23 protein-coding genes are annotated in these 25,256 nt (G+C 65.5%); 13 read left to right on the top strand and 10 right to left on the bottom strand.

Translation table 11 applies throughout. The features are described from left to right. Positions 1–11: 11 nt before the first annotated feature. From AO716_RS07525 to AO716_RS07510, 4 genes are read left to right on the top strand one after another with little or no spacing between them, the layout of a single operon-like run. Positions 12–1,100 (top strand): spermidine/putrescine ABC transporter substrate-binding protein, encoded by a 1,089-nt coding sequence (locus AO716_RS07525; protein WP_082413424.1) that lies wholly within the window; start codon positions 12–14, stop codon positions 1,098–1,100. A 6-nt stretch (positions 1,101–1,106) separates the two neighbouring features. Continuing rightward, complete coding sequence (locus AO716_RS07520; protein ID WP_082413423.1) at positions 1,107–2,009, top strand: ABC transporter permease; 903 nt, start codon at positions 1,107–1,109, stop codon at positions 2,007–2,009. Continuing rightward, positions 2,006–2,848: an ABC transporter permease gene (locus tag AO716_RS07515; protein WP_082413422.1), complete on the top strand. Its 843-nt coding sequence runs from the start codon at positions 2,006–2,008 to the stop codon at positions 2,846–2,848. Before AO716_RS07520 ends, AO716_RS07515 begins: the two co-directional genes overlap by 4 nt. Next, a complete protein-coding gene (locus AO716_RS07510; protein ID WP_082413421.1) occupies positions 2,845–3,999 on the top strand; it encodes an ABC transporter ATP-binding protein in 1,155 nt (384 codons plus the stop codon). The genes AO716_RS07515 and AO716_RS07510 overlap by 4 nt, the downstream gene beginning before the upstream one ends. Here the strand turns inward: AO716_RS07510 and AO716_RS07505 are convergent. Beyond that, positions 3,978–4,589, bottom strand: coding sequence for a TetR/AcrR family transcriptional regulator (locus AO716_RS07505; RefSeq protein WP_055240320.1), 612 nt, complete (start codon positions 4,587–4,589; stop codon positions 3,978–3,980). The two genes, AO716_RS07510 and AO716_RS07505, sit on opposite strands and share 22 nt — an antisense overlap. Before the next feature lie 134 nt (positions 4,590–4,723). Here AO716_RS07505 and AO716_RS07500 point away from each other — a divergent pair, with 134 nt between their 5' ends. Genes AO716_RS07500 through AO716_RS07490 form a run of 3 tightly spaced genes read left to right on the top strand, consistent with a single transcriptional unit; the run spans position 4,724 to position 8,967 of the window. Next, a complete protein-coding gene (locus tag AO716_RS07500) occupies positions 4,724–5,983 on the top strand; it encodes a glycosyltransferase (RefSeq protein WP_055240319.1) in 1,260 nt (419 codons plus the stop codon). Positions 5,984–6,026: 43 nt separating this feature from the next. Beyond that, positions 6,027–7,484 carry an aminobutyraldehyde dehydrogenase gene (locus AO716_RS07495; protein WP_055240318.1) on the top strand — a complete coding sequence of 486 codons (1,458 nt, stop codon included), beginning with the start codon at positions 6,027–6,029 and terminating at the stop codon, positions 7,482–7,484. Positions 7,485–7,533: 49 nt separating this feature from the next. Then, on the top strand, positions 7,534–8,967 hold the full coding sequence (locus AO716_RS07490) for an NAD(P)/FAD-dependent oxidoreductase (RefSeq protein WP_200907607.1): 1,434 nt from the start codon (positions 7,534–7,536) through the stop codon (positions 8,965–8,967). A 369-nt stretch (positions 8,968–9,336) separates the two neighbouring features. Here AO716_RS07490 and AO716_RS17240 read toward each other — a convergent pair whose 3' ends face one another. The 4 genes from AO716_RS17240 to AO716_RS07475 all read right to left on the bottom strand — a co-directional run bounded on the left by AO716_RS17240 (position 9,337) and on the right by AO716_RS07475 (position 16,109). Next, positions 9,337–9,639, bottom strand: a complete 303-nt coding sequence (locus AO716_RS17240; protein ID WP_235472031.1) for a GNAT family N-acetyltransferase — start codon at positions 9,637–9,639, stop codon at positions 9,337–9,339. 111 nt (positions 9,640–9,750) lie between these two features. Then, complete coding sequence (locus AO716_RS07485; RefSeq protein WP_055240317.1) at positions 9,751–10,488, bottom strand: class I SAM-dependent methyltransferase; 738 nt, start codon at positions 10,486–10,488, stop codon at positions 9,751–9,753. Positions 10,489–10,514: 26 nt separating this feature from the next. Next, on the bottom strand, positions 10,515–14,126 hold the full coding sequence (gene mfd, locus AO716_RS07480) for a transcription-repair coupling factor (protein WP_055240316.1): 3,612 nt from the start codon (positions 14,124–14,126) through the stop codon (positions 10,515–10,517). A 270-nt stretch (positions 14,127–14,396) separates the two neighbouring features. Beyond that, positions 14,397–16,109, bottom strand: coding sequence for a M28 family metallopeptidase (locus tag AO716_RS07475; protein ID WP_268753570.1), 1,713 nt, complete (start codon positions 16,107–16,109; stop codon positions 14,397–14,399). 272 nt (positions 16,110–16,381) lie between these two features. Between AO716_RS07475 and AO716_RS07470 the strand changes: the two genes are divergently transcribed. From AO716_RS07470 to nhaA, 4 genes are all read left to right on the top strand, one after another. Further along, on the top strand, positions 16,382–17,077 hold the full coding sequence (locus AO716_RS07470; protein WP_055240315.1) for a hypothetical protein: 696 nt from the start codon (positions 16,382–16,384) through the stop codon (positions 17,075–17,077). Between the two features lie 114 nt (positions 17,078–17,191). Next, on the top strand, positions 17,192–17,689 hold the full coding sequence (locus AO716_RS07465; protein WP_055241984.1) for a DUF2505 domain-containing protein: 498 nt from the start codon (positions 17,192–17,194) through the stop codon (positions 17,687–17,689). A gap of 25 nt (positions 17,690–17,714) precedes the next feature. After that, positions 17,715–17,936, top strand: a complete 222-nt coding sequence (locus tag AO716_RS07460; RefSeq protein WP_055240314.1) for an SCO4848 family membrane protein — start codon at positions 17,715–17,717, stop codon at positions 17,934–17,936. A 122-nt stretch (positions 17,937–18,058) separates the two neighbouring features. Continuing rightward, the gene (gene nhaA, locus AO716_RS07455) at positions 18,059–19,435 is read left to right on the top strand and encodes a Na+/H+ antiporter NhaA (protein ID WP_055240313.1); all 1,377 of its coding nucleotides are present in this window, start codon (positions 18,059–18,061) and stop codon (positions 19,433–19,435) included. Positions 19,436–19,451: 16 nt separating this feature from the next. Here nhaA and AO716_RS17555 read toward each other — a convergent pair whose 3' ends face one another. The 5 genes from AO716_RS17555 to AO716_RS07430 form a co-directional block, all read right to left on the bottom strand. After that, positions 19,452–20,201 (bottom strand): hypothetical protein, encoded by a 750-nt coding sequence (locus AO716_RS17555; RefSeq protein WP_055240312.1) that lies wholly within the window; start codon positions 20,199–20,201, stop codon positions 19,452–19,454. Continuing rightward, on the bottom strand, positions 20,198–21,115 hold the full coding sequence (locus tag AO716_RS07445) for a hypothetical protein (RefSeq protein WP_055240311.1): 918 nt from the start codon (positions 21,113–21,115) through the stop codon (positions 20,198–20,200). Before AO716_RS07445 ends, AO716_RS17555 begins: the two co-directional genes overlap by 4 nt. Next, positions 21,115–21,864, bottom strand: a complete 750-nt coding sequence (locus AO716_RS07440; protein ID WP_082413420.1) for a signal peptidase I — start codon at positions 21,862–21,864, stop codon at positions 21,115–21,117. Before AO716_RS07440 ends, AO716_RS07445 begins: the two co-directional genes overlap by 1 nt. A gap of 8 nt (positions 21,865–21,872) precedes the next feature. Beyond that, positions 21,873–22,451: a hypothetical protein gene (locus AO716_RS07435; RefSeq protein WP_055240310.1), complete on the bottom strand. Its 579-nt coding sequence runs from the start codon at positions 22,449–22,451 to the stop codon at positions 21,873–21,875. Between the two features lie 93 nt (positions 22,452–22,544). Further along, positions 22,545–23,057, bottom strand: coding sequence for an alternate-type signal peptide domain-containing protein (locus AO716_RS07430; protein ID WP_055240309.1), 513 nt, complete (start codon positions 23,055–23,057; stop codon positions 22,545–22,547). 216 nt (positions 23,058–23,273) lie between these two features. Between AO716_RS07430 and AO716_RS07425 the strand changes: the two genes are divergently transcribed. Together AO716_RS07425 and AO716_RS07420 are read left to right on the top strand one after the other, a co-directional pair. Further along, positions 23,274–23,753, top strand: a complete 480-nt coding sequence (locus AO716_RS07425; RefSeq protein WP_055240308.1) for a VanZ family protein — start codon at positions 23,274–23,276, stop codon at positions 23,751–23,753. Positions 23,754–23,842: 89 nt separating this feature from the next. Next, on the top strand, positions 23,843–25,240 hold the full coding sequence (locus AO716_RS07420) for an NAD-dependent succinate-semialdehyde dehydrogenase (RefSeq protein WP_055240307.1): 1,398 nt from the start codon (positions 23,843–23,845) through the stop codon (positions 25,238–25,240). The last annotated feature ends 16 nt before the right edge of the window (positions 25,241–25,256 follow it).

Raw genomic sequence — 25,256 nt, 5'->3', positions numbered from 1 at the left:
TAGGAGCCATCGTGAGTTTCCAGCGCATTACCCGGACCGCAGTTGCAGCATCAGCGGTCTTTGCCCTGTCGGCTTGCGGCGGAGGAAGCGGGTCTTCGGACCTGGATCCCGAAGCCGACATCAGCCAGCAGAAACTTGTAGTCGGCATCTGGGCCGACTACTACCCCGAGGACCTCGCCGAGACTTTCGAAGCGGAGACGGGCGTGCCCGTCCAGATTGTCCACCACGCCACGAACGAAGAGATCATGGCGAAGCTGACTGCCGGCGGTGACTCCGGAATCGACGTCGCCTTCGTCTCCGGCCAGTACGCCCAGGCCCTCAATGAAGGCGGAATGCTCCAGGAACTTGACCACTCCCTGATTCCCAACATTGAGAACCTCTATCCCGAGGCCATGGAAATGGCTTACGACGACGGCAACACCTTCTCCCTGCCCTATACCTGGGGAACCACCGGGCTCTGCTACCGCTCCGATCTGCTCCCGGCGGAGCCTACGTCCTGGAAGGATCTGCTGGAACCGTCAGCCGAAGCATCCGGGAAGACCACCATGCTCTCCACTGAACGCTGGATGGCATTGCCGGCGCTGAAGGCGCTGGGCTACTCGGTTAACTCCGACAACCCGGACGAGCTGGCAGCCGTGAAGGAGCAGCTCACCGCCACCAAGCCCACCCTGCTGTCCTTCGATGACACCACCTTCTACTCCAAGCTCGTCACCGGCGAAGCCGTGCTGACCGAGGCCTGGGACGGCTGGTGCAACTACGGCATTGCCGAGGATCCGAACATCAAGTTCACGGTTCCCGAGGAAGGCAGTGACCTTTGGGTGGACACCATGACCGTACTGAAGTCCTCGCAGAACAAGGAAGCCGCCATGGCGTTCCTGAACTACGTACTGGAGCCGGAGGTTCACTCCTGGGCAGCCGAAAACATCCTCTACAAGGTCCCGAACAAGGCCGCCATGGAGGCACTGGACGCGGAACTGCTTGCCACCTACCCGAACCTGACCGTGACCCCTGCCGAGCTGGCTGAGCAGGAAGTGATTGTTGACCTCGGTGACTACAGCACCGAATACACACGCCTGGCCACGGAAATCTCCGCGAAGTAGCTCTCCGTGCCTGTTACCCGCTCCGCAGCCTCCGGCGCCGCCTGGCGCCGGAGGCTCGCCGGGCTCCCAATCCTCGGGCCCGGCGTCGTGTTCCTGTTTGTGCTGGCCGTCCTGCCCGTTGCGCTGGTCACCGTTTACGCGTTCTTTGAGCGCGGACGGTTTGGCGGCGTCGAATACAACTTCACCCTGGAGAACTTCGTCCGCCTGGCGGACCCGCTGTACCTGGGCGTGGTGCTGAAGTCCATCCTGATTGCCGGTGCCGCCACCGCCATTGCCCTGCTGATCGGCTACCCGGCGGCCCTGTTCATCGCACGCCTGCCCAAGCGGTGGCGCACGCTGGCACTCATCGCCGTCCTGCTCCCGTTCTGGACCAACTTCCTGATCCGCACCTATGCCTGGATCCTGCTGCTGAACAATGCCGGCTGGATCAACCAGGGGCTGCAGTGGCTGGGCATCACCAGCGAACCGGTGGCGATGCTCTATACCGAACCGGCCGTCGTCGTCGGGCTGGTGTACATGTACCTGCCGCTGATGATCCTGCCGCTGTACGCCTCCCTGTCCTCGCAGGACCCGCAGCTGACCGAAGCGGCAACCAACCTGGGATCTTCCCCGTTCCGGGTCTTCCGGACGGTCACCCTGCCGCTGTCCGCCCCGGGCGCCCTGACCGGCTGCATCTTCGTGTTCGTCCCGGCGATGGGCAACTTCATCATTCCGGAACTGATCGGCGGCGGTAAGACCGTCCTGATCGGCAACCTCATCCGCGACCAGTTCCTGAAGGCACGCGACTGGCCGTTCGGCGCAGCCCTGGCGCTGGTCATGACCGCGTTCCTGGTGCTGCTGCTCGTGCTGCAGCAGCGCGCATCCCGCGCCGTCAGCGGAGGCAAGACCCCACGGAAGGCGGGCGCATGAGCACCACCGCAGCCGCGCCGGGCACCCGTCCGGCAGCAGTGAGCAAGGTACGACGCCGCGGCGCGCAGCAAGGTAAGGCCTGGCACCTGAGGGTCCCGTTCTGGGCGGCCATCGCGTTCCTGTACCTGCCGATCCTCGTGGTCACGGCCATGTCCTTCAACGCCTCGTCCAACCTCTTCTCCTGGTCCGGGTTCTCGCTGAAGTGGTACGCAGAGGTCTTCCGCTCCCCGGAGATCCTCGCGTCCCTGGGCAACACCCTGGTGGTGGCCGCGGCAGCGGCAGTCCTGGCCACGGTGCTGGGTACCCTGACCGCCGTCGGAATCCACCGCTATACCAGCGGCGGGCTGATCCGCGCGATTGCCATTGCCCCGGCCATGCTGCCGGACCTGCTGCTTGCCATCGGGCTCCTCAGCCTCTTCACGCTGCTGAACTTCACCCTGGGCCTGGTCTCGGTGATCCTGGCGCACACAGTATTCGCGATGGCCTTTGTCACCGCGATCGTCCTGGCCCGGCTGGCCCAGGTGGACCCGTCCCTGGAGGAAGCTTCCCGGGACCTGGGCGCTTCCCCGGCGCGGACCCTGCTGAAGGTGACGGTTCCGCAGCTGGGACCGGCGATCATTTCCGGCGGGCTGCTGGCCTTCACCCTGTCCCTGGATGAATTCGTGATCGCCTTCTTCACCACCAGCCCCACCGTCTCCACCCTGCCCATCAACATCTACTCGATGGTGCGCTTCGGCGTCTCCCCCGAGATCAATGCCCTCGCCACCATGCTGCTCGGTCTGACCGTCCTTGCGGTCCTCGGCACGCAGCGACTGACCAAGATTGCGGATTCACTATGACCACCGGACCTGCCCCCGTTCCCGGTCCCCAGCCGCTGCTTCAGCTGCGCGGACTCAGCCACAGCTACGGTTCCGTCCAGGCCCTGCACGGGATTGACCTGGACATTGCCGGCAACGAGTTCTTTGCCCTGCTGGGACCTTCCGGCTGCGGCAAGAGCACGCTGCTGCGCTCGATTGCCGGCTTCGAGACTCCTGCCGAAGGAGAGATCCTGCTCGACGGCGAACCGCTGACCCGGCTCCCGGCCCACCGACGCCCGGTGAACATGATGTTCCAGTCCTATGCACTGTTCCCCCACCTCAGCGTGGAGAAGAACGTGGCCTACGGGCTGGAGGCAGAAGGCACCGCCAAAACAGAAGTACGCCAGCGGGTCGGCGAAGTCCTGGAGACCATCGGCCTGACCAAGTTCGCCAAACGCCGGCCGGGCCAGCTCTCCGGCGGCCAGCGGCAGCGGGTTGCCCTGGCACGCGCGATCGTCAAGCGGCCGCGCCTGCTGCTGCTGGATGAGCCGCTCTCCGCGCTGGACCGCAAGGTCCGGGCGGAAATGCAGCTGGAACTCAAGCGCCTGCAGCACGAGGCAGGCATGACGTTCGTGGTGGTCACGCATGACCAGGAGGAAGCCATGTCCATGGCGGACCGGGTTGCAGTGCTCAACGCCGGACGGCTGGAACAGGTGGACACCCCCGTTACGCTCTATGCCGCTCCCCGCACCCGGTTCGTGGCCGATTTCATCGGCACCGCCAACCTGCTGGACGGAACCGCCGTCGCCGGGGGCATCAGCCTGGGCTCAGGCCTGGTGGTGGCAGTGGAGCACCAGCTGCCCGCCGGAAGCCCGGCAACCGCCGTCGTACGTCCTGAGGATGTGTCACTGGCTCCTGCCGGTTCCGGCACTCTGGAGGGAACCGTGGTGGACACGTTCTTCCTCGGCGGCACGTCCACGGTTTCCGTGCAGGTCCCGGGGCTGCGGGCGCCCTTCACCGCCAACGTGCGGGCAGTGCAGGTTCCGGAGCGCGGTTCCCGGGTGGGACTGGTGCTGGATGCGGCACGCACGGTTGCCGTGGCGGATGACCGCGACGCCGGAGCGGCGGCCGCTGCGGCCGGAGCCACGCAGGGCGATGCCCGGGGAGCCGCTCAGGAAACTGTCAGCTCATGACCGGTTGCGATCCTCGCGTAGTCAGCGATCAGCGCGGCAGCAGTTTCGGAATCGATGCTGGGGTGGCGGGCAATGATCCGGTAGCCGTAGGCGTCTTCCAGGGCCACCAGGTTCCGGGCCACGGTCAGCGCATCCTGCGCCAGATGGAACTCCCCGCGGGCTGCTCCCTGTTCCAGGACCACCTGGTACATACCCACCTGCCGCTCGTAGAGGGTGGTCAGCAGGCTCGCGGTGACCGGATGGTTGGCAGCGGACCCGCCGAGGGCACACAGCATGGCCACCTGGACGTCGTCCGGCCCGGACGGCAGCCCGGAACGGATCAGCGCCAGCAGCCTGGTGCCCGGATCATCCGGCATGGACGCGAGCATCTGCACCCGGCCCTCGTAGAAGCGTTCCATGACTTCCCGGTTGGCTTCGAGGATCAGGTCGTCGAGGTTCGGGTAGTAGTACAGCACCGCTCCGCTGGTCAGCCCGGCTTCCTCCGCAACACGGTTCAGCCGCGCACCGTCGGGTCCGTGCTTGGCAACCGCCCGCTGTGCGGCCGCCACAATTTCGCTGCGGCGTGCGGTCTGGTTCTTCGGGCGTGCCATGTGAAACCTTCCTCGTTTGCAGATTCACCACAATAAGGCACATCACCCGGAATTATCGAACCCGCAAAAAGTAATTTCCATCACCCGCTGTTTCCAGGAGGCACCCATTGACAAATTCACGGACTTTTCTTTTCATGCCGGAAAGCGCCTACGGCCCCACCAATAACTGCATTGGCATCGGCAATGAACTTCTCAAGCGCGGACACCGCGTTGTGTTCGCGGCGGAGTCCTCCTGGCGCGGCAAGCTGGCCCCGCTGGGCTTTGAGGAAGCACTGGTGGACTTCGCCCCGCCGGCGGACGAGGACGCCGGTGCCGGCGACTTCTGGAAGGAATACATCAAAGCCATCTCCCCGGAATTCCGGAAATCGACGCTTGAGCAGGCGGAAACGGTTATCCGGCCCATCTGGGAAGGTGCCATTGACGGCGCAAAGTACTGCGAACCGGAATTGCGCCGGATAATTGAGCAAGTAAATCCCGATGTAATCATCGAGGATAACGTGGTGGCATTTCCTGCACTGGTCACCGCCGGCAAGCCCTTCGTGCGGATCGTCTCCTGCAACCCGCTGGAGGTGCCCGGCCCCGGCATCGCCCCGGCCTATTCCGGGCTGGGCAAGGATGACGAGGGTGCCTGGGCGGAATACCGTGCCGAATACGAACGCACCCACAAGGATCTCTGGGAGGACTTCAACGCCTGGGTCCAGGACCAGGGCGCTCCGGCGCTGCCGCGCCTTGAGTTCATCCACTCCGGCGTGCACAACATCTACGTCTACCCGGAAGAACTCGACTACACCGGCAGCCGCCCGCTGGACGGGAACTGGACCCGGGTGGACTCGGCCGTCCGCGAGACCGAGTCCGCGGTCGAACTGCCCGAACACTTCCTGGATGCGTCCAAGCCGCTGATCTACTTCAGCCTGGGCTCCCTGGGCGGTGCCGACGTCGAACTGATGCAGCGCACCGTGGACATCCTCGGAGCCGCGACGGAGTACAACTTCATTGTTTCCAAGGGCCCGCGCCATGAGGAAATCACCCTCGCAGAGAACATGTGGGGTTCGGAGTTCCTGCCGCAGACCCGCATCATTCCCCTGGTGGACCTGGTGATCACCCACGGCGGGAACAACACCACCACCGAAGCCCTGCACTTCGGCAAGCCGATGATCCTGCTGCCGCTGTTCTGGGACCAGTACGACAACGCCCAGCGCGTCCACGAATCCGGCTACGGCCGGCGGCTGGACACCTACACCTGCACGCCGGAAGAACTGCTGGGCACGGTCGCCGAGCTGCTGAATGATACGGAGCTCCAGGCCCGCTGCCGTGCAGCCGGGGAACGGATCCGCGCCGCCGACGGCTTGTCTGCAGCGGCCACAGCGCTTGAAAACGTTGCCGCCTCACACTGACCCGCACCACATCACCAAATCACCACCAATGCAAGGAACCACCATGGCATCCGGAACTTTTATCTCCAACGACTACCGCGACTCCGCCGGCGAAGTGCAGGAACTCATTAATCCCGCCACCGGCGAGGTCTCGGGCATCCTCACCTCCTCAACCGTGAGCGACGTCGATTCCGCCGTCGCTGCCGCCCGCGACGCCGCTGCCGGCTGGGCCGCGCAGACCCCGGGCCAGCGTGCCCGTGTGCTGCTGAAGCTCGCCGACGCGCTCGAAGAGGACGCCGAAGCGCTCACCGAACGCGAAGTCACGGAGGGCGGCAAGCCCTGGACCACGGTGCTGGACGGGGAGATTCCGTTCGGGGCGGACAACCTGCGCTTCTTCGCCGGAGCTGCGCGGTCCGTGGACGGCACCGGAGCCGGCATGTTCTCTGACGGCTACACCTCTATGATGGTCCGCCGTCCGGTGGGTGTGGTCGCCGGCATCACGCCGTGGAACTTCCCGCTGATCATGGCACTGTGGAAGGCCGGCCCGGCACTTGCCGCGGGCAACACTGTGATCCTCAAGCCCGCTCCGCTGACTCCGGGGTCCACCCTGCGGCTGGCCGAGCTTGCCGCCGGTGCCGGGCTGCCCGCCGGCGTCCTGAACGTTGTGACCGGCGGCGGGGACATCGGCTCTGCGCTGGCGTCCCACCGCGGGGTGGACATGGTCTCCGTGACCGGATCCACCGCTACCGGGCGGGCCGTGATGCAGGGAGCGGTCAAGGACGTCAAGCGCGTGCACCTGGAGCTCGGCGGCAAGGCCCCCGCACTGGTCTTCGCCGACGCGGACATCCCCCAGATGGCCCGCGCCGTCGCTCTCGGTGCCACCTACAACACCGGACAGGACTGCACCGCTGCCACCCGCGTCTACATCCACCGCAGCATCTTCGACGACGCCGTAGCGGCCCTGCGCGCGGAGCTGAAGGGCATCAACATCGGCGACCCGCACGATCCCGCCACGCACATCGGCCCGCTGATCTCCGCCGCGCACCGGGAGAAGGTTGCCGGGTTTGTGCAGCGGGCGGTCGACTCCGGCGCCCAGGCGCTTGAAGGCGGCTCACCCCTGGAGGGACCCGGCTTCTACTTCCCGCCGACCCTGGTGGTGGGCGCTGCGCAGTCCTCGGAGCTGGTGCAGGGTGAAATCTTCGGACCGGTGCTCGTTGCCCTCCCGTTCGACACGGAGGACGACGCCGTTGCGCTGGCCAACGACAGCGCCTACGGGCTGGCGTCCTCAGTCTGGACCGCCGACGTCGGGCGTGCCATCCGCGTCAGCCACCAGCTGGAGGTGGGCGTCACCTGGATCAACGACCACCTGCCGCTCGCCTCGGAGGCACCGCACGGCGGCGTGAAGGGCTCCGGTTTCGGCAAGGACATGAGCATCGAGCCGCTGCTGGACTACTCGGTGACCCGCCACCTGATGATCCGCCACGCGGTGCCGCCGGAAACCACGGGCTACCGTCCGGCCTAATCCGGTCCTGCCAGCAACTGCGAACCACTACCAAACGAAAGCAGATACCGTGCCACGCACCACCCCAACCACCTATGAGCTGGCCGAGCAGCGCATCCCGGCCGCCACCGTCACCGCTGCCCTCGCCGGGGCAGCACCGGCTCCGTACTGGCTGGACCGCCCCGAACGCCCTGCGCCCCTGCCCCCGCTGGATTCCCGGATCTCAGCGGACCTCGTTGTAGTCGGTGGCGGATACACCGGACTGTGGACGGCGCTGCTGGCCAAGGAACGGGATCCATCGGCCTCAGTCGTGCTGCTGGAGGGCCGGGAAGTCGGCTGGGCGGCGTCGGGCCGTAACGGCGGTTTTGTCTCTGCGAGCCTGACCCACGGCTACAGCAACGGGGTCAAGCACCTGCCCCAGGAGGTGGACCTGCTCAAGGACATGGGAGACGAGAACCTCGCCGAGTTTGCCCAGGCGATCCAGCGTTACGGGATCGACTGCGACTTCCAGTGGAACGGCACCCTGGCACTGGCCACCGACCCGCACCAGGTCCAGTGGCTGCGCGAGGAAGCCGGCCATGACGGCGTCGAGTTCTTTGACCGGGAGCAGGTCCAGTCCGAGGTGAAGTCCCCGCTGTACCTGGCCGGGGCCTGGAACAAAAAGGGCAGCGCGCTGGTGGATCCGGCCAAGCTGGCCTGGGGCCTGAAGCGCGCCTGCCTGGAGCTGGGCGTACGGATTTTCGAGCACTCCCCCGTTCGGTCCCTGGCCAAGTCCAGGCACGGTGTGGAGGTGGAGACCGACGGCGGCACAGTCTCCGGGGCGAAGGTGGCCCTGGCGACGAACGTGTTTCCGTCGCTGCTGCGCCGGGCGCGCCTGCACACTGTGCCGGTCTACGACTACGCCCTGATGACCGAGCCGCTGACCGAGGAGCAGCTTGAATCCATCGGCTGGACCCGGCGGCAGGGACTGGATGACGTTTCCAACCGGTTCCACTACTACCGGCTCACCGAAGACAACCGCATCCTGTTCGGCGGCTACGACGCGCCCTACCACTACGGCCGCAGCATGAAGCCGGAGTATGAGCAGAGCGAGGAATCCTTCCGCCGTCTGGCTGCGCATTTCCTTGCGACGTTCCCGCAGCTGGAAGGCATCACCTTCAGCCACAAGTGGGGCGGGGCGATCGATACCTGCAGCCGCTTCTTCTCCTTCTTTATGAAGGCGTACGGCGGACGGGTGGCCTACGCCGCCGGGTTCACCGGCCTGGGTGTGGGCGCCAGCCGGTTTGCCGCGAATGTGCTGCTGGATTTGCTCTCCGGAGTGCAGACCCGGCGGACGTCGCTGGAGCTGGTGCGCAAGCTTCCGATCCCGTTCCCGCCGGAACCTGTTGCCTGGCTGGGCGTGAAGATCACGACTGCCGCCATGGTCCGGTCGGACCGCCGGCAGGGCAAACGGGGTCCGTGGCTGAAGCTGATGGATGCCGTGGGGATGGGGTTCGACTCCTAGCCCGCTTCCCGCAAAAACCGCGTGCCTCCTTCGGCCTGATTCCCCCTCCCGAAGGAGGCACGCTCATTCTGGTGTGCGGTTTGTGGGCTGCCGACCGGAGGGCTGCGGGCTGCTCGGGCTGCCGCGCTTCGGAGGGCTGCGGGCTTCGGGCTGCCGCGGTATCTGCTGATCTGCAGGATGGGTGCCACGGTATCTGGTGATCTGCAGGGGCCCGGGCGCGAACGTTCCTGGGCTCCGCCGTCCAACCTTCGGGGAGATAACGCTGCTCTGGGCACCTTCCGCATATCTCTCGGGCAGTTGACGTCGTTTTGAAGCTCTCAAAGCGACGTCAACTGCCCGAAGGATCGAGGGAACACTTCCTAAAGGACGTTACCTGCCCGAAGGTTGTGGGGATGCCGCGCGACGGGCGCCTCCCCGAAGATCCCCAGAGTCCTGGTGTGGGGCACCCCCAGCGGCCGAGGTCCTTGAAATAGCGCGCCACGGGCCAGCATTCGAAGCCCATGGCTTCGTAGGCCAGCCGCGCCGGGGCGTGACCGCGTCGTCGCCGGTTTCCACCATAACCATCGCCATTTCCGCGTGCCGGGACCTGGCGAACGAGTGCTCCAGCAGAGCCCGCCCGACGCCGTGGCGCTGGTACCGTGGGTCGACGGCCGGGACATAGACCTCGCCCATGCTGTCCTCGGGATCCGGGGCGGATTTCCGGTTGTTTCCCTGCCCTCCTTTCTGTGTCCGCCGTGGTGTACCGGAGCCGGATGAGGGAACACCCTAAGCACGAGCCCCGGTTCAGGCCTGGACCAGGACCAGCCATCCGCGTGTTGGAGCGTAGGGCAGATCCCGGATCTCCACTTCCCCGAATCCAGCCTCCGCCAGGCTGGACCGCAGCGCATCCCGGTTGCGGAAGCGCAGGGTGCTGGTGGAGTCCAGCCTTTCCCCGTCGGATTGGAAAATGGTGGGCGACTCGAAGCTCACCAGCTCGCCGTCGACGCCGGTGACCTCGACCCAGTCCTCGACCAATCCTTCGGCACCGGCGTCGACCACCTGATGGGAACGTTCCTTCGTCCACCTCGCCCAGGCCCGGTCCGCCGGGTTCCGGGTCTCGAAAGCGAGCCGCCCTCCCGGCCGGAGGCAGGTGTGAATGGAACGGAGCGTACGAATCCAGTCGGCGTCGGACAGGAAAACCTGGGCGACATTCGCCGTCATGGTGGCGAGGTCAAACCGCTGGTGGTTCGCCGGGTCAGCCGCAGCGTCCGGCGCTGTTCCCACCACCCATCTCACGGCACCGGCTCCCGGTTTGGCGCGGGCAACGTCAACGGAAGCCGACGCCGGATCCACACCCAGCACTTCCACCCCCTTCGCTGCGAGAAGGCACGCGAGCGTCCCCGTTCCACAGCCGACGTCGAGCACGGCATTCACGCCGGGCTCAGCGGCCAGGCCAAGATACGTGTCGAGGTCGCTGCGGCCGCCTCCGAGGACGTCGTACACCCGGGCAAGCCTGGGATGGGAGAAGATCGCGTCCGGCATCCCCCGACCCTACAATCCTCTGGACCCTATTCCTTGAAGATCGCGTCCAGCACCTGGTGCGCCCACTGCAGCATCTCGGCATCCTGCAGGTCCCGGCCGCCGATCTTCGCAGTCTTGGGCTTCGGAATCAGGATCGCGTTCAGCGCCGGCTTCACCTGCGAGCCCGGGTACATCCGCTGCAGGCGCATCACACGGGATTCGGGCAGGTCGCCCGGGGAGAACTTGATGAAGTTGCCCTGCAGCGCGACGTCGGTCAGGCCGGCGGCGCGGGCATCCACCCGGAACCGGGCGACGTCGATCAGGTTCTTCACTTCCTGCGGCGGCTCGCCGTAGCGGTCCACGAGCTCGGCAAGGACTTCGTCGATCGCCTCGTTGGTCAGCGCCGAAGCCAGCTTGCGGTAGGCCTCCAGCCGCAGCCGCTCCCCCGGCACGTACTCGTGCGGCAGGTGCGCGTTGACCGGCAGCTCGATCTTCATCTCGGCGGCCTTCTCCTCGGCCTCGCCGCGGAAGTCCGCCACTGCCTCGCCTACCAGCCGGATGTACAGATCGAAGCCGACGCCGGCAATGTGCCCGGACTGCTCCCCGCCCAGCAGGTTGCCGGCACCGCGGATTTCGAGGTCCTTCATGGCCAGCTGCATGCCGGCACCGAGTTCGTTGTGCGCCGCGACAGCCTTCAGCCGTTCCAGCGCCACCTCGCCCAGCGGCTTTTCCGACGGGTAGAGGAAGTACGCGTACGCCCGTTCCCGGCCGCGGCCCACACGGCCGCGCAGCTGGTGCAGCTGGGAGAGGCCAAAGTGGTCCGCCCGGTCCACGATCAGGGTGTTGGCGTTGGATATGTCCAGGCCGGTTTCGATGATGGTGGTGCACACCAGCACGTCGAAGCGCTTTTCCCAGAAGTCCACGATGATCTGCTCGAGCTTCGCTTCGCTCATCTGGCCGTGCGCGACGGCGATGCGCGCCTCCGGGACCAGCTCCTGCAGGTGCGCGGCGGTCCGGTCGATCGAGGAGACCCGGTTGTGGACGAAGAAGACCTGGCCTTCGCGCATCAGTTCGCGGCGAATCGCTGCCGAGGCCTGCTTGTCCGTGTACGGGCCAACGTAAGTTAGCACCGGGTGCCGCTCTTCCGGCGGAGTGGCCAGCGTGGAGGTCTCCCGGATGCCGGTCAGCGACATTTCCAGGGTTCGCGGAATCGGGGTGGCACTCATGGCCAGCACGTCCACGTTGGTGCGCAGCTTCTTCAGCGCTTCCTTGTGTTCGACGCCGAAGCGCTGCTCCTCATCAACGATTACCAGTCCCAGGTCCTTGAACTGGACCTCCTGTGAGAGCAGCCGGTGCGTGCCGATGATGACGTCCACGGACCCGTTGCGCACACCCTCGATCACTTCCTTGGCCTGCTTGGCCGTCTGGAAGCGGGAGAGCGTGGCGACGCGGACGGGGAAACCGGAGAACCGTTCCGAGAAGGTTTCCATGTGCTGCTGGGCAAGCAGCGTCGTCGGCACGAGCACTGCAACCTGCTTGCCGTCCTGCACGGCCTTGAACGCAGCGCGCACCGCAATCTCGGTCTTGCCGTAGCCGACGTCGCCGGAGACCAGGCGGTCCATGGGAACTTCGCGTTCCATGTCCGCCTTGACCTCGTTGATGGTGGTCAGCTGGTCCGGGGTCTCCACATACGGGAATGCCTCTTCCAGCTCGCGCTGCCACGGGGTGTCCTGCCCGAACGCGTGGCCCTTGGAGGCCATCCGCGCCGAGTAGAGCCGGATCAGTTCACCGGCGATTTCCTTGACGGCCTTGCGGGCCTTGGACTTGGTCTTGGCCCAGTCCGAGCCGCCCATCTTGGACAGCACCGGGGTTTCCCCGCCCACGTAGCGGGTGATCTGGTCCAGCTGGTCGGTGGGCACAAACAGCCGGTCCCCCGGCGCCCCGCGCTTGGACGGCGCGTATTCGAGCACCAGGTATTCGCGGACGGTCTTGTTCACTCCGGCGCCGGTGGCGCGCTGCAGCAGCTCCACGAACCGGCCCACGCCGTGCTGTTCGTGCACCACGTAGTCGCCTTCCTGCAGCTGCAGGGGGTCGACGGCGTTGCGCCGGCGGGAGGGCATCTTGCGCATGTCCCGGGTGGAGTAGGTGCTCGCCCGGCCCAGCAGGTCCGCTTCGGTCAGCAGCCCGGTCTTCAGGTTGTCGAAGACGAAGCCGCGCCCGGCGCTGGCGGTGGTGATCTCGATGATGCCCGGCTGCGGTTCGGAGTCCAGGGACTCCACGCGGGCGGCGGGAATGTCATTGTCGTGGAACAGTTCGGCCAGCCGGGACGCCGGTCCGGGACCTTCGGTGACAACGACGAGGCGCCACTGGTCCTTAATCCGGGAGCCGATGAAGTCCATCATCTCTGCAACGTCGCCCTTGTAGCCGCGCGGTTCGCGGGCGTTGATGGACAGGGTGTCGATGTCCAGCACGGTCTCCGCGTCCGGGTTGAAGGACGTGATGGCCCACCACGCGACGTCGTTGGCCAGGGCCGCGGAGCGGGTGTCCGTCAGGGAGCGGAAGCTGGCAGCTTCCAGATCGGCGCTCAGGCCGGCGGAGAGATCAACGGGCGCCGCACCGCCGTCGGACGCTGTGGCCCAGGCGGCGGCGAGGAACTCCTCGTTGGTGGATTCAAGGTCGTGGGCGCGGGCGCGGACCTTCTCGGGTTCAATCACCACGGAGATGGACCCCGGCGGCAGCTGCGCCATCAGCGGCACCATTTCATCCACCAGCACCGGGGCCAGGGATTCCATGCCTTCGACGGCGATGCCTCCGGCGATCTTCTCCAGCATGTCCGCGGCGGCCGGCATCTGGCCCTGCAGTTTCGCGGCGCGGCTCATCACATCCGGGGTGATTAGCAGTTCGCGGCACGGCGGGGCGTAGAGCTCCTTGGGATGGATAACGTGCTCGCCGGTAAGGGTGCGCTGGTCGGCGACGGCGAACCAGCGCATGGACTCCACTTCGTCGCCGAAGAAGTCGATGCGGATGGGGTGGTCGTCCGTGGGCGGGAAAACGTCAAGGATGCCGCCGCGCACGGCGAACTCACCGCGGTGGGAGACCATGTCCACCCGGGCGTAGGCGGCGTCGGCGAGCGCTTTGACTACGTCGTCAAAGGGCCGCTCATCCCCTACCGCCAGGGAGACCGGCTGCAGGTCGCCCAACCCTTTGACCAGGGGCTGCACCACGGCGCGGACCGGTGCGACGACTATCTGCACCGGATCGTTCTCCGGGTGCGCAAGGCGGCGGAGGACGGAGAGCCGGCGGCCTACCGTGTCCGAGCGGGGAGAGAGGCGTTCGTGCGGCAGGGTTTCCCAGCTGGGGAACTCCTCGATGCCGGCCAGCGGCAGGTAGGAGCGCAGCGCGGCGGCGAGGTCCTCCGCTTCACGGCCCGTGGCAGTGACGGCGAGGACTACGGGTGCGCCGGCAGTGTCCCCCGCGGCGCCGTCGTGCGCTTCTGCCAGCCCGTCCACCATTTCCGCCAGCAACGCGGCGCGCATTCCCTGCGGCGCGCCGATCTCCAGATCCTGGCTGCGCTTGGCGGGCGGACGCGCGGCGTGCGCCCGAAGGCGGGCGTAGGACGGGTCCTCGGCCAGGGCGGCGCGCAGTCCGTTCAGGCTCATTGCGGGGGTATCTCCTTCAGGGCAGGCAACGCAAGAACCCGAAGCTGGCAATCAACCCCGGGTAGGTAATTCCAGCCTACCCGGTGCCTGGCCGTCGGCACCGGGATACCGCTGAGGGCGAAGTCTTGTTCCCTTCACCATCGAGATGACAGTTACGGCTCTTTTCGGCGCCGAAAAGAGCCGTAACTGTCATCTCGATGAAGTGTGCGGGGCGCAACAGCAAGGCCGCCCACAGTTCCCTGTGGACGGCCTTCCCGGTGGTTGCAGTTTCTAGCGCAGTGCCTCGTGTCCCCGGTACTCAGGCGCAGCGGGCAGGGCACGTGCGGAGAAGAGTCCGGCACCGCCCCGAATGTCCGCATCGGTCTGGGCGAAGGTCAGCACTGAGTGGGCAACGGCGTCGGACATCTCGTGGAAAAGCTTCCGGTCGATGTTGGAAAGGTCGTCGCATTCACTGTGGTAGCAGGGATCGTAGGAAACCCCGGCAGTGCCGCCGAAGAGAGCTGCTTCCTCTTCGGTCTTGACGCCCTCGGCGCCGGTGAACAGGCCGCCGGCAGGGATGCCGTTGTTGATGAAGGCCTGGTAATCCGAGCGTCCACTGAACTCGCTGGGTGCAGATGCCTGCCCCTGCGAAGCGAAGTAGTCCTCAAAGACGCCCTCAATGACGTCCGAACCGGTGGGGCCCGTCAGACCGAAGGCGTCGCCGTCTCCGTCGTAGACGAACCGGCCGCCGTTGATCGAACCCACCATGTCGAAGTTCAGGTTCAGAAGGGTGTTCCCCAGTTCAGCCTCACTGAGCTGCTCAACGTAGTGGGTCGATCCCAGCAGGCCGTCTTCCTCAGCTCCCCAGAAGGCGAACCGAACCTGGTTCTCGAGCTTGAATTTCCCGGTCTTGCCGAGCTGGATGGCGGTTTCCAGGATGGCGGCCGAACCGCTTCCGTTGTCATTGATGCCTGCACCCTCCTGCACGGAATCAAGGTGCGCGCCCACAACTACCTGCCGCGTGGGATCTCCCTTGGGGGTGTCCGCAATGACGTTGAACGTTTCGGTTTCCTGGACGGTCGAGTCGACGACGACGCGCACCGTCGCTCCCTCGGTGCCGGCCAGCGTCTCGCCAAGGGCATAGGTGGTGCCGACGGCGGGAATCGCCGACGTAACGCCACCCAGCGTCCCGTTGACCAGACCGGTGCGGTCCTCTGTGGGAATCACTCCCTGGTTGAAGACGATCGCAGCTGAGGCGCCGGCTGCCGCCGCATTGGCGACCTTGTCCGCGAAGGGACAGGTTCCGCGCTGCATGAGGGCGATGTTCCCTGCCGTGAAGTCCGCGAAGTCCTCCGGTTCACAGCCGGAGGTGTTGGCGCGGTCTCCGGTGAGGTTGATGTCTACCTCTGTCACTTCCGCCGTAACGTCTCCGGGACCGGAGTAGCTCATGGCGCGATAATCTGTGCCTGCCGTATAGACCACGGGGTCCGGGCTCACCTGTTCCAGCGATTCCGCGTTGAGGATGAACTGCTCGTACGTGAATGCCTGGCGGAACGGCTCATAGCCGGCCTTACGCAGCTGCTTCTCCACATACTGGGCGGTGGCTTCGTACCCTGGGGTTCCTGCGGCACGGTTGCCATCGTTGGCATCCGCTGCGGCCTGGAACGCCTCGAGGTGGCCCATCAGGCCCTTCAGCGAGACTTTTTCAAGCAGTTTCTCGGAGTCGGATTTGCCCGGCTTTCCCGGCTTGTCCGGCTTGCCGTTGCCGTGCCCCGGCTTTCCGGGCTTGTCCGGCTTGCCGTTGCCGTGCCCCGGCTTTCCGGGCTTGTCCGGCTTGCCGTTGCCGTGCCCCGGCTGGTTCTTGCCCGGCCCCTGGTGCGAACTCTGGCCGGCCTTTCCACCGGAGTTCACTTCAGCGGCAAACGCCGCCGGTGCTCCCGCTGAGAAGGTGAGGACAACGGTGGCCGCCAGGGCAGCACCGCGCATGGATTTACTGAGTTTCATCAGTTCCCCTAAGAGTGCGAGTGAATGAATGGCCTGCTGCGCGCCGCCCCCGAGGCACAAGCCGTGCCGCGATGCTATGGGAGTGTTTCGGTGTCCTAACAGAGTGCGGGGCAACTGCGAGGCAATACCGGCAGGTGCCCTTCTCAAAGCACTGGTTTTCGGCTAGGTTTCCTCCCGGCCCAGCTGGCCGGGGTGTGGCTTTTGCGCAGGGTGACTGCCACGCTTGAAAGGCACCGCAACCGCCTTTCCCCAGCGCATCGGAGGCCGGCCCCATGGAATCCACACCGGAACGCACCGCGGGACGCAGAATCCTGTTCCTGCTCACCGCCCTGACAGCTTTCTCCCTCTTCGTCACCGCCTGCTCCAACGCGGGAAACGAGGAGGACACCGCGAACAACGCCACCTCCTCCGCGGCCGCGTCCACCCTGAGCAGCGACTGCCAAACCGGACCGGAGGCGACGTCGTCCTCCTGCGAGGCAGCAGGCCCGGGCACGACGGTCAATGCGGACCGGTGCGCCGCGCCGTCCCCGACGCCGCTGGAGGGCGGAGTGATCGAGGGAGCCTTTGGCCCCTGGTGCGAAGGCGCCGTGGCGACGGCCTACCCCACTTCTGACACCGGGGCGCTCATCCCGGAGGGCGCCGAGACCGAACTGCGCATCACCGAAACCGACATGGACACCACCGTCGAAATGCAGGTGCAGGACTTTGCAGCCTCCACCGCCTACACCGGGATGCTCCACGAGGGTCCCTGCACCGAGAATCCCGGCGAGCTGGGACCGCAATACGTGCACCCGGGCAGCGGGGACAACCCGAACGCCACCGTGACGCTGGACTTCACCACCGAGTCCGACGGGTCCGCAGACACCACTGTCACTGTCCCGTTCCAGGTTCCGAACCAGGCAAAGGGGAACTCCATTATCCTGACCGACCAGCAGATGGCAGTGGTGGGGTGCGTGAACATCCCCTGACTCCGCGGGCGCCCAAAGCCCGTTGGGGACTGCACCGGTTCACGGACTAGGATGATTGGCGGGTCCGGCACCGAAACCGCCGGATCTGCCGCACATTCCCAACCGGAGGACCCCATGGCCCTGTCTGCTTCCACCACTCTGCCCTACGACGCCGCGACGCTGACCAAGACCTTCACCGATGAAGGGTTCGTCCGCAGCATCAGCGAGCACGTCGGGGGCACTCTGGTTTCGCTGACGGTCGACGGCGACACAAGCGGTCCGTTCAAGCTCACCGCTGTGCGCCAGCTGCCTACGGACCGCCTGCCGGACATGGCCAAAAAGCTTGTGGGTTCCTCCCTGACCGTTACCCAGAAAGAGTCCTGGGACGCTCCGGCTGCCGACGGTTCACGCACCGCATCCATTGACCTTTCAGTCGGAGGAGTTCCGCTGAAGGTCAGCGCCGTGCAGCGCCTCGTAGTGCTGGCCGAAGGCACCCGTGTTGATGTTGAGGGCAGCGTCTCCTCCTCCATCCCCTTCCTCGGGGACAAGATCGCCAAGGCGGCAGAGCCGATGATCGGCAAGGCCCTGACCATCCAGGCCGCCCAGGCCGGCAAGTGGATTGAAAACAACTAGCCGGCCCTGCCAGTAGGAGATTCCCGTGGACCTTCCCACCCCGCTTGCCCTTGTCCTGGTCATTGCCGGCCTCTGGTCGATCCTTGTCTGGCCCGTGTTCCTGAAACGCGTGCTGAAGGATCCCCAGGCCCGTGACGCCAACGGCGCACCCACCCGTTTCCTGACCACCAATCTGATGATGATCAGCACGGCCATCATCTTCGCCCTCGCCACCGCGGTGATCGGAGTCCGTGGGCTAATCAGCTGACCGTAGTGGCATGCGTCCCTGTTCCCGGGCCGCAGCACCAGTAAAGTAGGGAAAGGTGAGCCGGGAAGTCTGGTCGGCAATAACTCAGCCGCACCCGCTTACCTTTTAGGAGCCGAGCCTTCATGGCCTCAAACGAGCCCAACCGCCAGCCCTCCGGCGCAAACCCCGTCTTTTTTGGACGGAACAGCTACGGGGAGCACCTGCGCATCGGGGAGATCCTGCGCAAGGAAACCGTTGGCGGTGTCCTGCTGCTCATCGCCACCGTCGCCGCCCTCATCTGGGCCAACTCACCGGCGTCGGACAGTTATTTTGCACTGCGTGATTTCCGGTTCGGCTACGAGCCCTGGCACCTGGACCTGAGCCTCGGGGCCTGGGCAGCCGACGGGCTGCTGGCCATCTTCTTCTTCCTGGTGGGCCTGGAGCTCAAGAAGGAGTTTGTCGCAGGGGATCTGCGGCAGATCAGCAAAGCCATTGTGCCCGTGGCTGCAGCCTTTGGCGGGGTGATCATTCCGGCGCTGATCTATGTTGGCGTGAACATGCTCTCCGGCTCTGACGGCCTGCGCGGCTGGGCGATCCCGACCGCTACCGACATCGCCTTCGCGCTGGCAGTCCTCGCCGTCATCAGTTCCCACCTGCCAACCGCGCTTCGAATCTTCCTGCTGACCCTCGCCGTCGTGGATGACCTCATCGCGATCACGATCATTGCGCTCTTCTATTCGGAAGACGTGAATCTGGTGATGCTGGGACTCATGCTGATTCCACTGGCAGCCTTTGCCCTGCTGGTGCAGCGCGAACCCCGGTTCTTCGGGGCCCGGCGCTGGCCGTTCTGGGTGATCCTGGCGCCTCTTGCCGTTGCCGTTTGGATCCTGATGCATGCCTCGGGCGTTCACGCGACGGTGGCCGGCGTGCTGCTTGGCTTCACCGTACCGGTGCTGCGCCGCACTCCGGACGGCACCCCCATCCCGCCCAACGAGAACAAGCCGGGCCTGGCCGAGATCTTTGAGCACCGCTTCCGCCCGATCTCCACCGGTTTCGCGGTGCCGGTCTTCGCGTTCTTCTCCGCCGGCGTCGCGATTGGCGGGTTCGAAGGCCTGAGCCGGGCACTGATGGATCCCGTGGCCCTGGGTATTGTGGCTGCGCTGGTACTGGGCAAGCCGATTGGCGTGCTGCTGACCACGTGGCTGCTGACCTCAGCTACAAGGGCCACTCTGGACAAGTCCGTGAAGTGGGTGGACCTTACCGGCATCGGCATCCTGGCCGGCATCGGCTTCACGGTATCCCTGCTGGTAAACGACCTCAGCTTCGGCCTGGGCTCTGCCCACCACGAGGATGCCAAGATCGCCATCCTCACGGCATCCGTGCTTGCTGCCGTGCTGGCTTCCATCCTCCTGAGCATCCGCAACCGCCATTACGCCGTGCTGGAGAAAGCCGAACGACTCGACGCGGACGACAACGGGATTCCCGATGTGTTCGAGGAGGGCGACAAGCCAGCGGGGTAGCTGCCCCTCCCCAGCCTCAGTGCGTGCCGTTGGGGCAGTTGAACCAGTCGCCGTTCTCCTTGTACTGGAACCCGTCCCTCGTCAGCGCCGTCGACGGCGTTCCTGCTACAGTCACCGGGCCGCCGAGGACGACTGGTGCCGCGATGGATGTGCTGAGCCATGCGTTCCGCACCGCAACGGCGAACTTGGTGTTTTTGCCCTGTGCGTCCGCCAGATAGGTTTCGACGCCGGGAAGGGCTGCCAGCGCTACCGTTCCGGATGCCCCGGGGACGGCATAGCTCAGAGTGCCGGAGACTGCTTGACCGTTCTTGCTCATGAGAATGACATCGACGATTGTGGACGTGCCTGCCGGTGCTCCGGGCGCTGACCAGGAGATCGTGGTGTCACGCCCGCCGTTCGAACCGGTTCCGGGGTTCCGGGCGCAGCTGAGCACTGTCGGAGCTGCCGGTGCCGCCGGAGTGGTTACCGGCGGCGTCGTCGGTGTTGGGGCCGGAGTCGTTGGGCCGGGCACAGTGGGCGACGGCGTGGGATCCGGAGTTGCCGGGGGCGTCACCGCAGAAGCAGTGGGCTTGCCCGCTGTAACGGTGATGGCGGCGGTGCCCTGCTGATTCCACCAGGCGTAGGCGGCGGGGCCGCCTGCGCCCAGGGCCACTGTCAGGACGAAGGCCGCTGCAGCGGTCCGGGAGCCGGGCAGGCCCGCCAACCGCTTCATGCCCCCGCGGCGTTGCTGCCGGGTGTCGTTCGTGTCCATGGTTCCCTTGTTCATGCCTGGGCCGTTCTTCTGCTGATGCGCGTCCGGACAGCGGCGGCGGCGAAGAAGCCTACGGTCAGAAGCACCATCAGCGTTCCCTGCCAGGTGCGGATGATCGGCTCCACTGTGCTTTCAATGAAGGACGCCGGCTCCACATCTGCCGGGGCGCCCGGGACCGCAGGCGGCTCAGCGCGCTGTGCCGGGGGCTCCGCCTGTGCTGCGGGCACAACCGGCGGACCCGCGGGAGCAGCTGCCGCGGCTGGTGTCCCCTGAATGAACAGTGTTGATACGCCTGGCGCGCGTGCGTCCGGGGCGTCGACGGGCCTTCCACCGGTTTGTGGAAGCTGGATCGGAGGCATGGCCTCCGGGATCCCGTCGCAGGCAGAGCGGGTCCCGTCCCCTGCGGCGTCGAGCAGGAACACCAGGTCGAATGAACCCCGTTTGTTCATCGTGGTGTTCGGCGAATCGGGTGCGAGTCCTGCGGCGAGGTCCAGCCTCAAGTCGGTGCCGGCCGGCACAGCCGCGGACAGGTCAAGATCGGTGCAGGTACCCGCGGGACCAAGCAGCGTTCGGCCGTGTGCTGTGACAGTTGCGGGGTCTGCGGCCAGGGACAGGTGGCCCGACAGTTCAGGGTCCATCGTCCGGCTGAAGGCTGCAACAGTGAGGAAGGCAGCCTCAGGGCCAGCGTTCCTCACCCAGATCCGGGCTGTGTTTGAAGTACCTGGCACCAGCCGGACGTCGTCGGTGAAGACGGCTCCCGCAGTAGAGGTGCCAAATGTTGTTCCGTCCAGGCTGACCTGGAGGTAATCTTCGGCAGCCTGGGCAGAAGGTGCAGTGGCCAGGAAGGCAGCGGCCAGCATCCCTCCGGTTAGGGCTGCCAGGCCGATCCTCGCACCCTGGAGCGCGGCGGTCCGGCGGGAAGGAATCATCAGACGGCCACGCTCTTGGCTGCGTGGCGGGACGACGTTTCGTGGTCGCAATGGTCGCAGTCGTGGAGAAGCGGATCGTCGCCCATGAGGGAAACGTCGGTGCCGTGCAGGTGCGGGAAGGAGCCGTCCCGTTCCTGTGCCGGAGTGTCGATGCGCGCCGGCATATCCAGCAGCACGGCGTCGAGCTCCGGTTCCGTGCCCCTGCGCTTCTTTTCGAGGCTGCCGCGGACCAGGAGGACGATCCCGTAACCCAAGAGACCGACGGCGGCCCACTGGGCTATGGCTCCCCGGTCGCTGTTCCCGAGGCCATTGGCAATAAACCCGACGTAAGGCACTGCGTAGGAGAGCTTGCCCCGGATCTGGACTTCCTGGACCGGGAACTCATCGGCGAGATCGTTGTTGTCGCCCTGGGTAGTGAAGACGCGTTCGCCGCTCTGTCCGGCGCCGACACCAATGATCCGGTGCGTGATGACCGTGGGATCCCCGGATTCAATCTGATAAGTAATGACGTCGCCCACCTGCAGGGTATCGGCAGGTGCCGGCTTCACTACGAGGAACGTACCGGGCGCGTATTTCGGCGCCATCGAATTCGTCAGCACGGAGTACGTCTGCGACCCGGTCAGCAGTGGAACGATGATCAGCACCAGGGCCGCCAGTGCCGCTGCGGACATGGCCACGAGGCTCAGGGCCGAACCGGTGAACTTCAATGCACGGAGCGCCGGAGAGGTGTTGCTGCGACCAGTTGACATGGACGTCACTATCCTTTGTGTTCGACGATTTGTTCGACGGTGAGCGGGACGGAGATGGTGGATACCTGGCCCTCTGCGCTGGCGGACGCCGCGAGGCTGACCTCGAAGCAAAGAACACCGGAACCGTGCTTGGGGATATCCACATGGCCGGTTGCCGTCCCTGCGTACAGCGAGGGGTCATAGCAGGCGTTGAGATCCGAGCCGGAGACTGCGCGCTGCTGGACCGAAAGGAGGCCCCCGAGGCTGCCGGTGTTCGCTTGTCCTGCGGAGGCACGCACAGTGAACTCCCCGCCTGCGTCTGTGTGGTTGGTGAGCCGGACGCCGGCGTAGACCGACTTGCCTGCGTCCACTGTCCCAAGCGCCGTAGTGGCAAGGGCAACCGTGCCCTGGGAGCCGTCCGGCTGCGCCATCATGACAGTTCCGATGCCGCCGTCCATCTCAACGTTGAAGGCCGCAGCCTGGATGCTGCCCTCAGCGGCCTGGACTGCGGCGTTCCAGAGGGCGTACGTACCCTGCACAGTCAGCAGGCCCAGCAGCACGGCACCGGACACAAGTCCGGTTGCTTTCAGTGCTGTGTTCTTAGCCATGGTCTGCTTTCCAGGAGGTCGGGGCCGGTGGGGGGTGCTGTGCGCGGCGTCGTCGCCGCGCACAGCCGGGGTGAACAAGTGGCGGGGGAACCGCTAGCGGATAACCTGCTGCAGGTTGTACTGGATCTTTGAAACGTCCTGGGCGACCTTCTGCATGTCGTTCTTTGCGTCCTTGGAGAGCGTGACGGTGGCAGTTACGGTAGCGGCCCCTGCATCCTTCTGGGTCAGGATCTGGCCCTTCAACTCACGGCCGGCGGCGCTCTTGATGCTGTAGTCGTAGGTAGCCATGCCTCGGAAGCTATCGGTGCTGCCGTTGAGGTCAGGAGTCAGTGTGGCCTTCAGCTCGGGGCCGTCAAGCTTGATCTCCAGCGGCTGGCTGTACTTGATGGTCTCTCCCGGAACGATTTTGTAGTTCTGGAGATCGATCTGCACGCCGGCGGCGTTGGTCCACGTACCGGTTGTCGACACCAGGTTCAGCTCGCCGGCCACGATGCTCCCCGCCGTGGCGTCTGCGGAGGCATTCCAGGTTGCCAGCGTTCCGCCGCCGCCGAGCAGCAGTGCCACGCCTACGCCGGTTGCCAGTGCGCCTTTTGCCATCTTGTTCATATCGTTCCCCTTTGAGTTGAATTACATCGTGGGGATTTCCCCGGCCGACACCCCTAATCTGCTAGCCCTTACTCAAGAAACCGGCCACCGGCGGCGCAGGGTTCGGAGAACATTGCGACAATACTCAAGGCGTCCGCAAGACATCCGCAACATCGACACAACGGCCGGAATCCAGTCGGTTCCGGCTGATCCACCCTGATAAAGAACGGACCGTGCATGCCAGCTGCCAATGCCACCCGCACCTCCCGACGTGCTCTCCTGGGCATCGCCCTGGCTTCTTACGGTGCTCTTTTGGTGGCCATAGTCTTCTGGCCGAAACCAGTAGACCGCGGCTTCTCCAGCCAATTGGGGCGCTTCCTGGACGGCATCCATTCTCTGGGGGTCCCGTCATGGGTGGATTACGGCATGGTCGAGAGCGCGGCTAACGTGCTCCTGTTCTTCCCCGCGGGGCTCCTCCTCGCAGCCTGGCTGAGCCTGAGGTGGGCATGGTGTGCGGCTGCCGCGGGGATCGTGTGCTCAGCGGCGATTGAAGCGGGTCAGTCGCTGCTTTTGCCGGAGCGGTTTGGCACCCCGCAGGACGTTATAGCGAACGGACTCGGCGCTGCCCTTGGAACGATCGTTGTCTACGCCTTCCGAGTGCGCCGGTTGCAGCCGGCCACACATACGGAGCATCCTGTACGCCCTGCAAAACACTAATTTGCGTCACCATGAGGCATTTTGTTTACCACCGCAGGCGTTTCACGGCATGATGACATAACCCACATACATGCGTAAGGAGTACGGACGTGAGCACCACTTCCAATACATCGGCCAGGTCCTACCGGGTTATCAATCCGGCTACCGGCGAACCGGGCGATGAATTCCCAGTCGCCACAGACGCCGAGATCCAGGAGGCACTGGCGGCGTCACAGTCGGCTTTTGAATCCTGGCGCGAGGTTCCGATTGAGGAACGCGGCCGGATCGTCACGCGCGTTGCTGCGCTGTTCACCGAGCGCAAGGATGAGCTTGCCGCCATCATCACCGAAGAGATGGGCAAGCCGCTGCCGGAGTCTGCGGGCGAGGCCGAGTACTGCACCGACATCTTCAACTACTTCGCCACAGAAGGCCCCTCGCTGGCCGCGGACCAGGAGATCAAGGCCATCGGCGGCGGCCGGGCCATGATCCAGAAGCTTCCGGTTGGCCCGCTGCTGGGCATCATGCCGTGGAACTACCCGTACTACCAGGTGGCCCGGTTCGCCGCGCCGAACCTGATGCTGGGCAACACCATCGTCCTCAAGCACGCCGAATCCTGCCCCAAGTCGGCACTGGCCATCCAGAAGATCATGGACGACGCCGGTGTTCCCTCGGGCGTGTACCAGAACGTCTTCGCGAGCCATGACCAGATTGCGGACATCATTGCCGATCCCCGCATTCAGGGTGTTTCGCTAACCGGCTCGGAGCGCGCCGGCGCAATCATTGGAGAACTGGCCGGCAAGAACCTCAAGAAGGTTGTGCTGGAACTCGGCGGTTCAGACCCGTACGTGGTCCTGGACACCGACGATGTGAAGGAAGCGGCAGCCAACGCCTGGGCTACCCGTCTGGAGAACACGGGCCAGGCCTGCAACTCCAACAAGCGCATGATCGTGTCTGACGGCATCTTCGACGAGTTTGTTGCTGAACTGACCAACCTCGCCAAGGACCTAAAGCCCGGCAACCCTGCCGAAGCAGCCGAGGGGACCTACGCCCCGCTCTCCTCCCGTTCCGCAGCAGAAGGCCTGGCCGAGCAGATCCAGGATGCCGTTTCCAAGGGCGCCACCCTGCATGCCGGCGGCACCCTGCAGGACGGGCCCGCCGCTTACCTGGCCCCGGCTGTCCTGACCGGCATCACCCCGGAGATGAGGGCTTACCGGGAGGAGCTTTTCGGTCCGGTAGCGGTGGTTTACAAGGTTGGCAGCGACGAGGAAGCGGTCAAGCTGGCCAACGATTCCGACTACGGCCTGGGCGGGGCCGTCTTCTCCACCGATGTTGAGCGTGCCCGCAAGGTCGCCCAGCAGCTCGAGGTGGGCATGGCCAACGTCAACGGCGTCGGTGAAGGCGCCGACATTCCGTTCGGTGGAGTCAAGCGCTCCGGCTACGGCCGGGAACTTGGCCCGCTGGGCATGGATGAGTTTGTCAACAAGCGGCTCTTCTACGTCGCTGACTGATCAGTAACGGGGGCGG

This window comes from Arthrobacter sp. Edens01 (assembly GCF_001307035.1).
Taxonomy (GTDB): domain Bacteria; phylum Actinomycetota; class Actinomycetes; order Actinomycetales; family Micrococcaceae; genus Arthrobacter_B.
The sequence above is the reverse complement of the archived record's forward strand: the minus strand, read 5'-3'. Positions and strand labels throughout refer to the sequence as shown.

Excerpts from the sequence above, each read along its gene's own strand:
- AO716_RS07515 (WP_082413422.1), top strand. The coding sequence starts at position 2,006 with ATGAGCACCACCGCAGCCGCGCCGGGCACCCGTCCGGCAGCAGTGAGC.
- AO716_RS07510 (WP_082413421.1), top strand. The coding sequence starts at position 2,845 with ATGACCACCGGACCTGCCCCCGTTCCCGGTCCCCAGCCGCTGCTTCAG.
- AO716_RS07505 (WP_055240320.1), bottom strand. The coding sequence starts at position 4,589 with ATGGCACGCCCGAAGAACCAGACCGCACGCCGCAGCGAAATTGTGGCG.
- AO716_RS07500 (WP_055240319.1), top strand. The coding sequence starts at position 4,724 with ATGCCGGAAAGCGCCTACGGCCCCACCAATAACTGCATTGGCATCGGC.
- AO716_RS07495 (WP_055240318.1), top strand. The coding sequence starts at position 6,027 with ATGGCATCCGGAACTTTTATCTCCAACGACTACCGCGACTCCGCCGGC.
- AO716_RS17240 (WP_235472031.1), bottom strand. The coding sequence starts at position 9,639 with ATGGGCGAGGTCTATGTCCCGGCCGTCGACCCACGGTACCAGCGCCAC.
- AO716_RS07485 (WP_055240317.1), bottom strand. The coding sequence starts at position 10,488 with ATGCCGGACGCGATCTTCTCCCATCCCAGGCTTGCCCGGGTGTACGAC.
- mfd (WP_055240316.1), bottom strand. The coding sequence starts at position 14,126 with ATGAGCCTGAACGGACTGCGCGCCGCCCTGGCCGAGGACCCGTCCTAC.
- AO716_RS07475 (WP_268753570.1), bottom strand. The coding sequence starts at position 16,109 with ATGAAACTCAGTAAATCCATGCGCGGTGCTGCCCTGGCGGCCACCGTT.
- AO716_RS07470 (WP_055240315.1), top strand. The coding sequence starts at position 16,382 with ATGGAATCCACACCGGAACGCACCGCGGGACGCAGAATCCTGTTCCTG.
- AO716_RS07465 (WP_055241984.1), top strand. The coding sequence starts at position 17,192 with ATGGCCCTGTCTGCTTCCACCACTCTGCCCTACGACGCCGCGACGCTG.
- nhaA (WP_055240313.1), top strand. The coding sequence starts at position 18,059 with ATGGCCTCAAACGAGCCCAACCGCCAGCCCTCCGGCGCAAACCCCGTC.
- AO716_RS17555 (WP_055240312.1), bottom strand. The coding sequence starts at position 20,201 with ATGAACAAGGGAACCATGGACACGAACGACACCCGGCAGCAACGCCGC.
- AO716_RS07445 (WP_055240311.1), bottom strand. The coding sequence starts at position 21,115 with ATGATTCCTTCCCGCCGGACCGCCGCGCTCCAGGGTGCGAGGATCGGC.
- AO716_RS07440 (WP_082413420.1), bottom strand. The coding sequence starts at position 21,864 with ATGTCAACTGGTCGCAGCAACACCTCTCCGGCGCTCCGTGCATTGAAG.
- AO716_RS07435 (WP_055240310.1), bottom strand. The coding sequence starts at position 22,451 with ATGGCTAAGAACACAGCACTGAAAGCAACCGGACTTGTGTCCGGTGCC.
- AO716_RS07430 (WP_055240309.1), bottom strand. The coding sequence starts at position 23,057 with ATGAACAAGATGGCAAAAGGCGCACTGGCAACCGGCGTAGGCGTGGCA.
- AO716_RS07425 (WP_055240308.1), top strand. The coding sequence starts at position 23,274 with ATGCCAGCTGCCAATGCCACCCGCACCTCCCGACGTGCTCTCCTGGGC.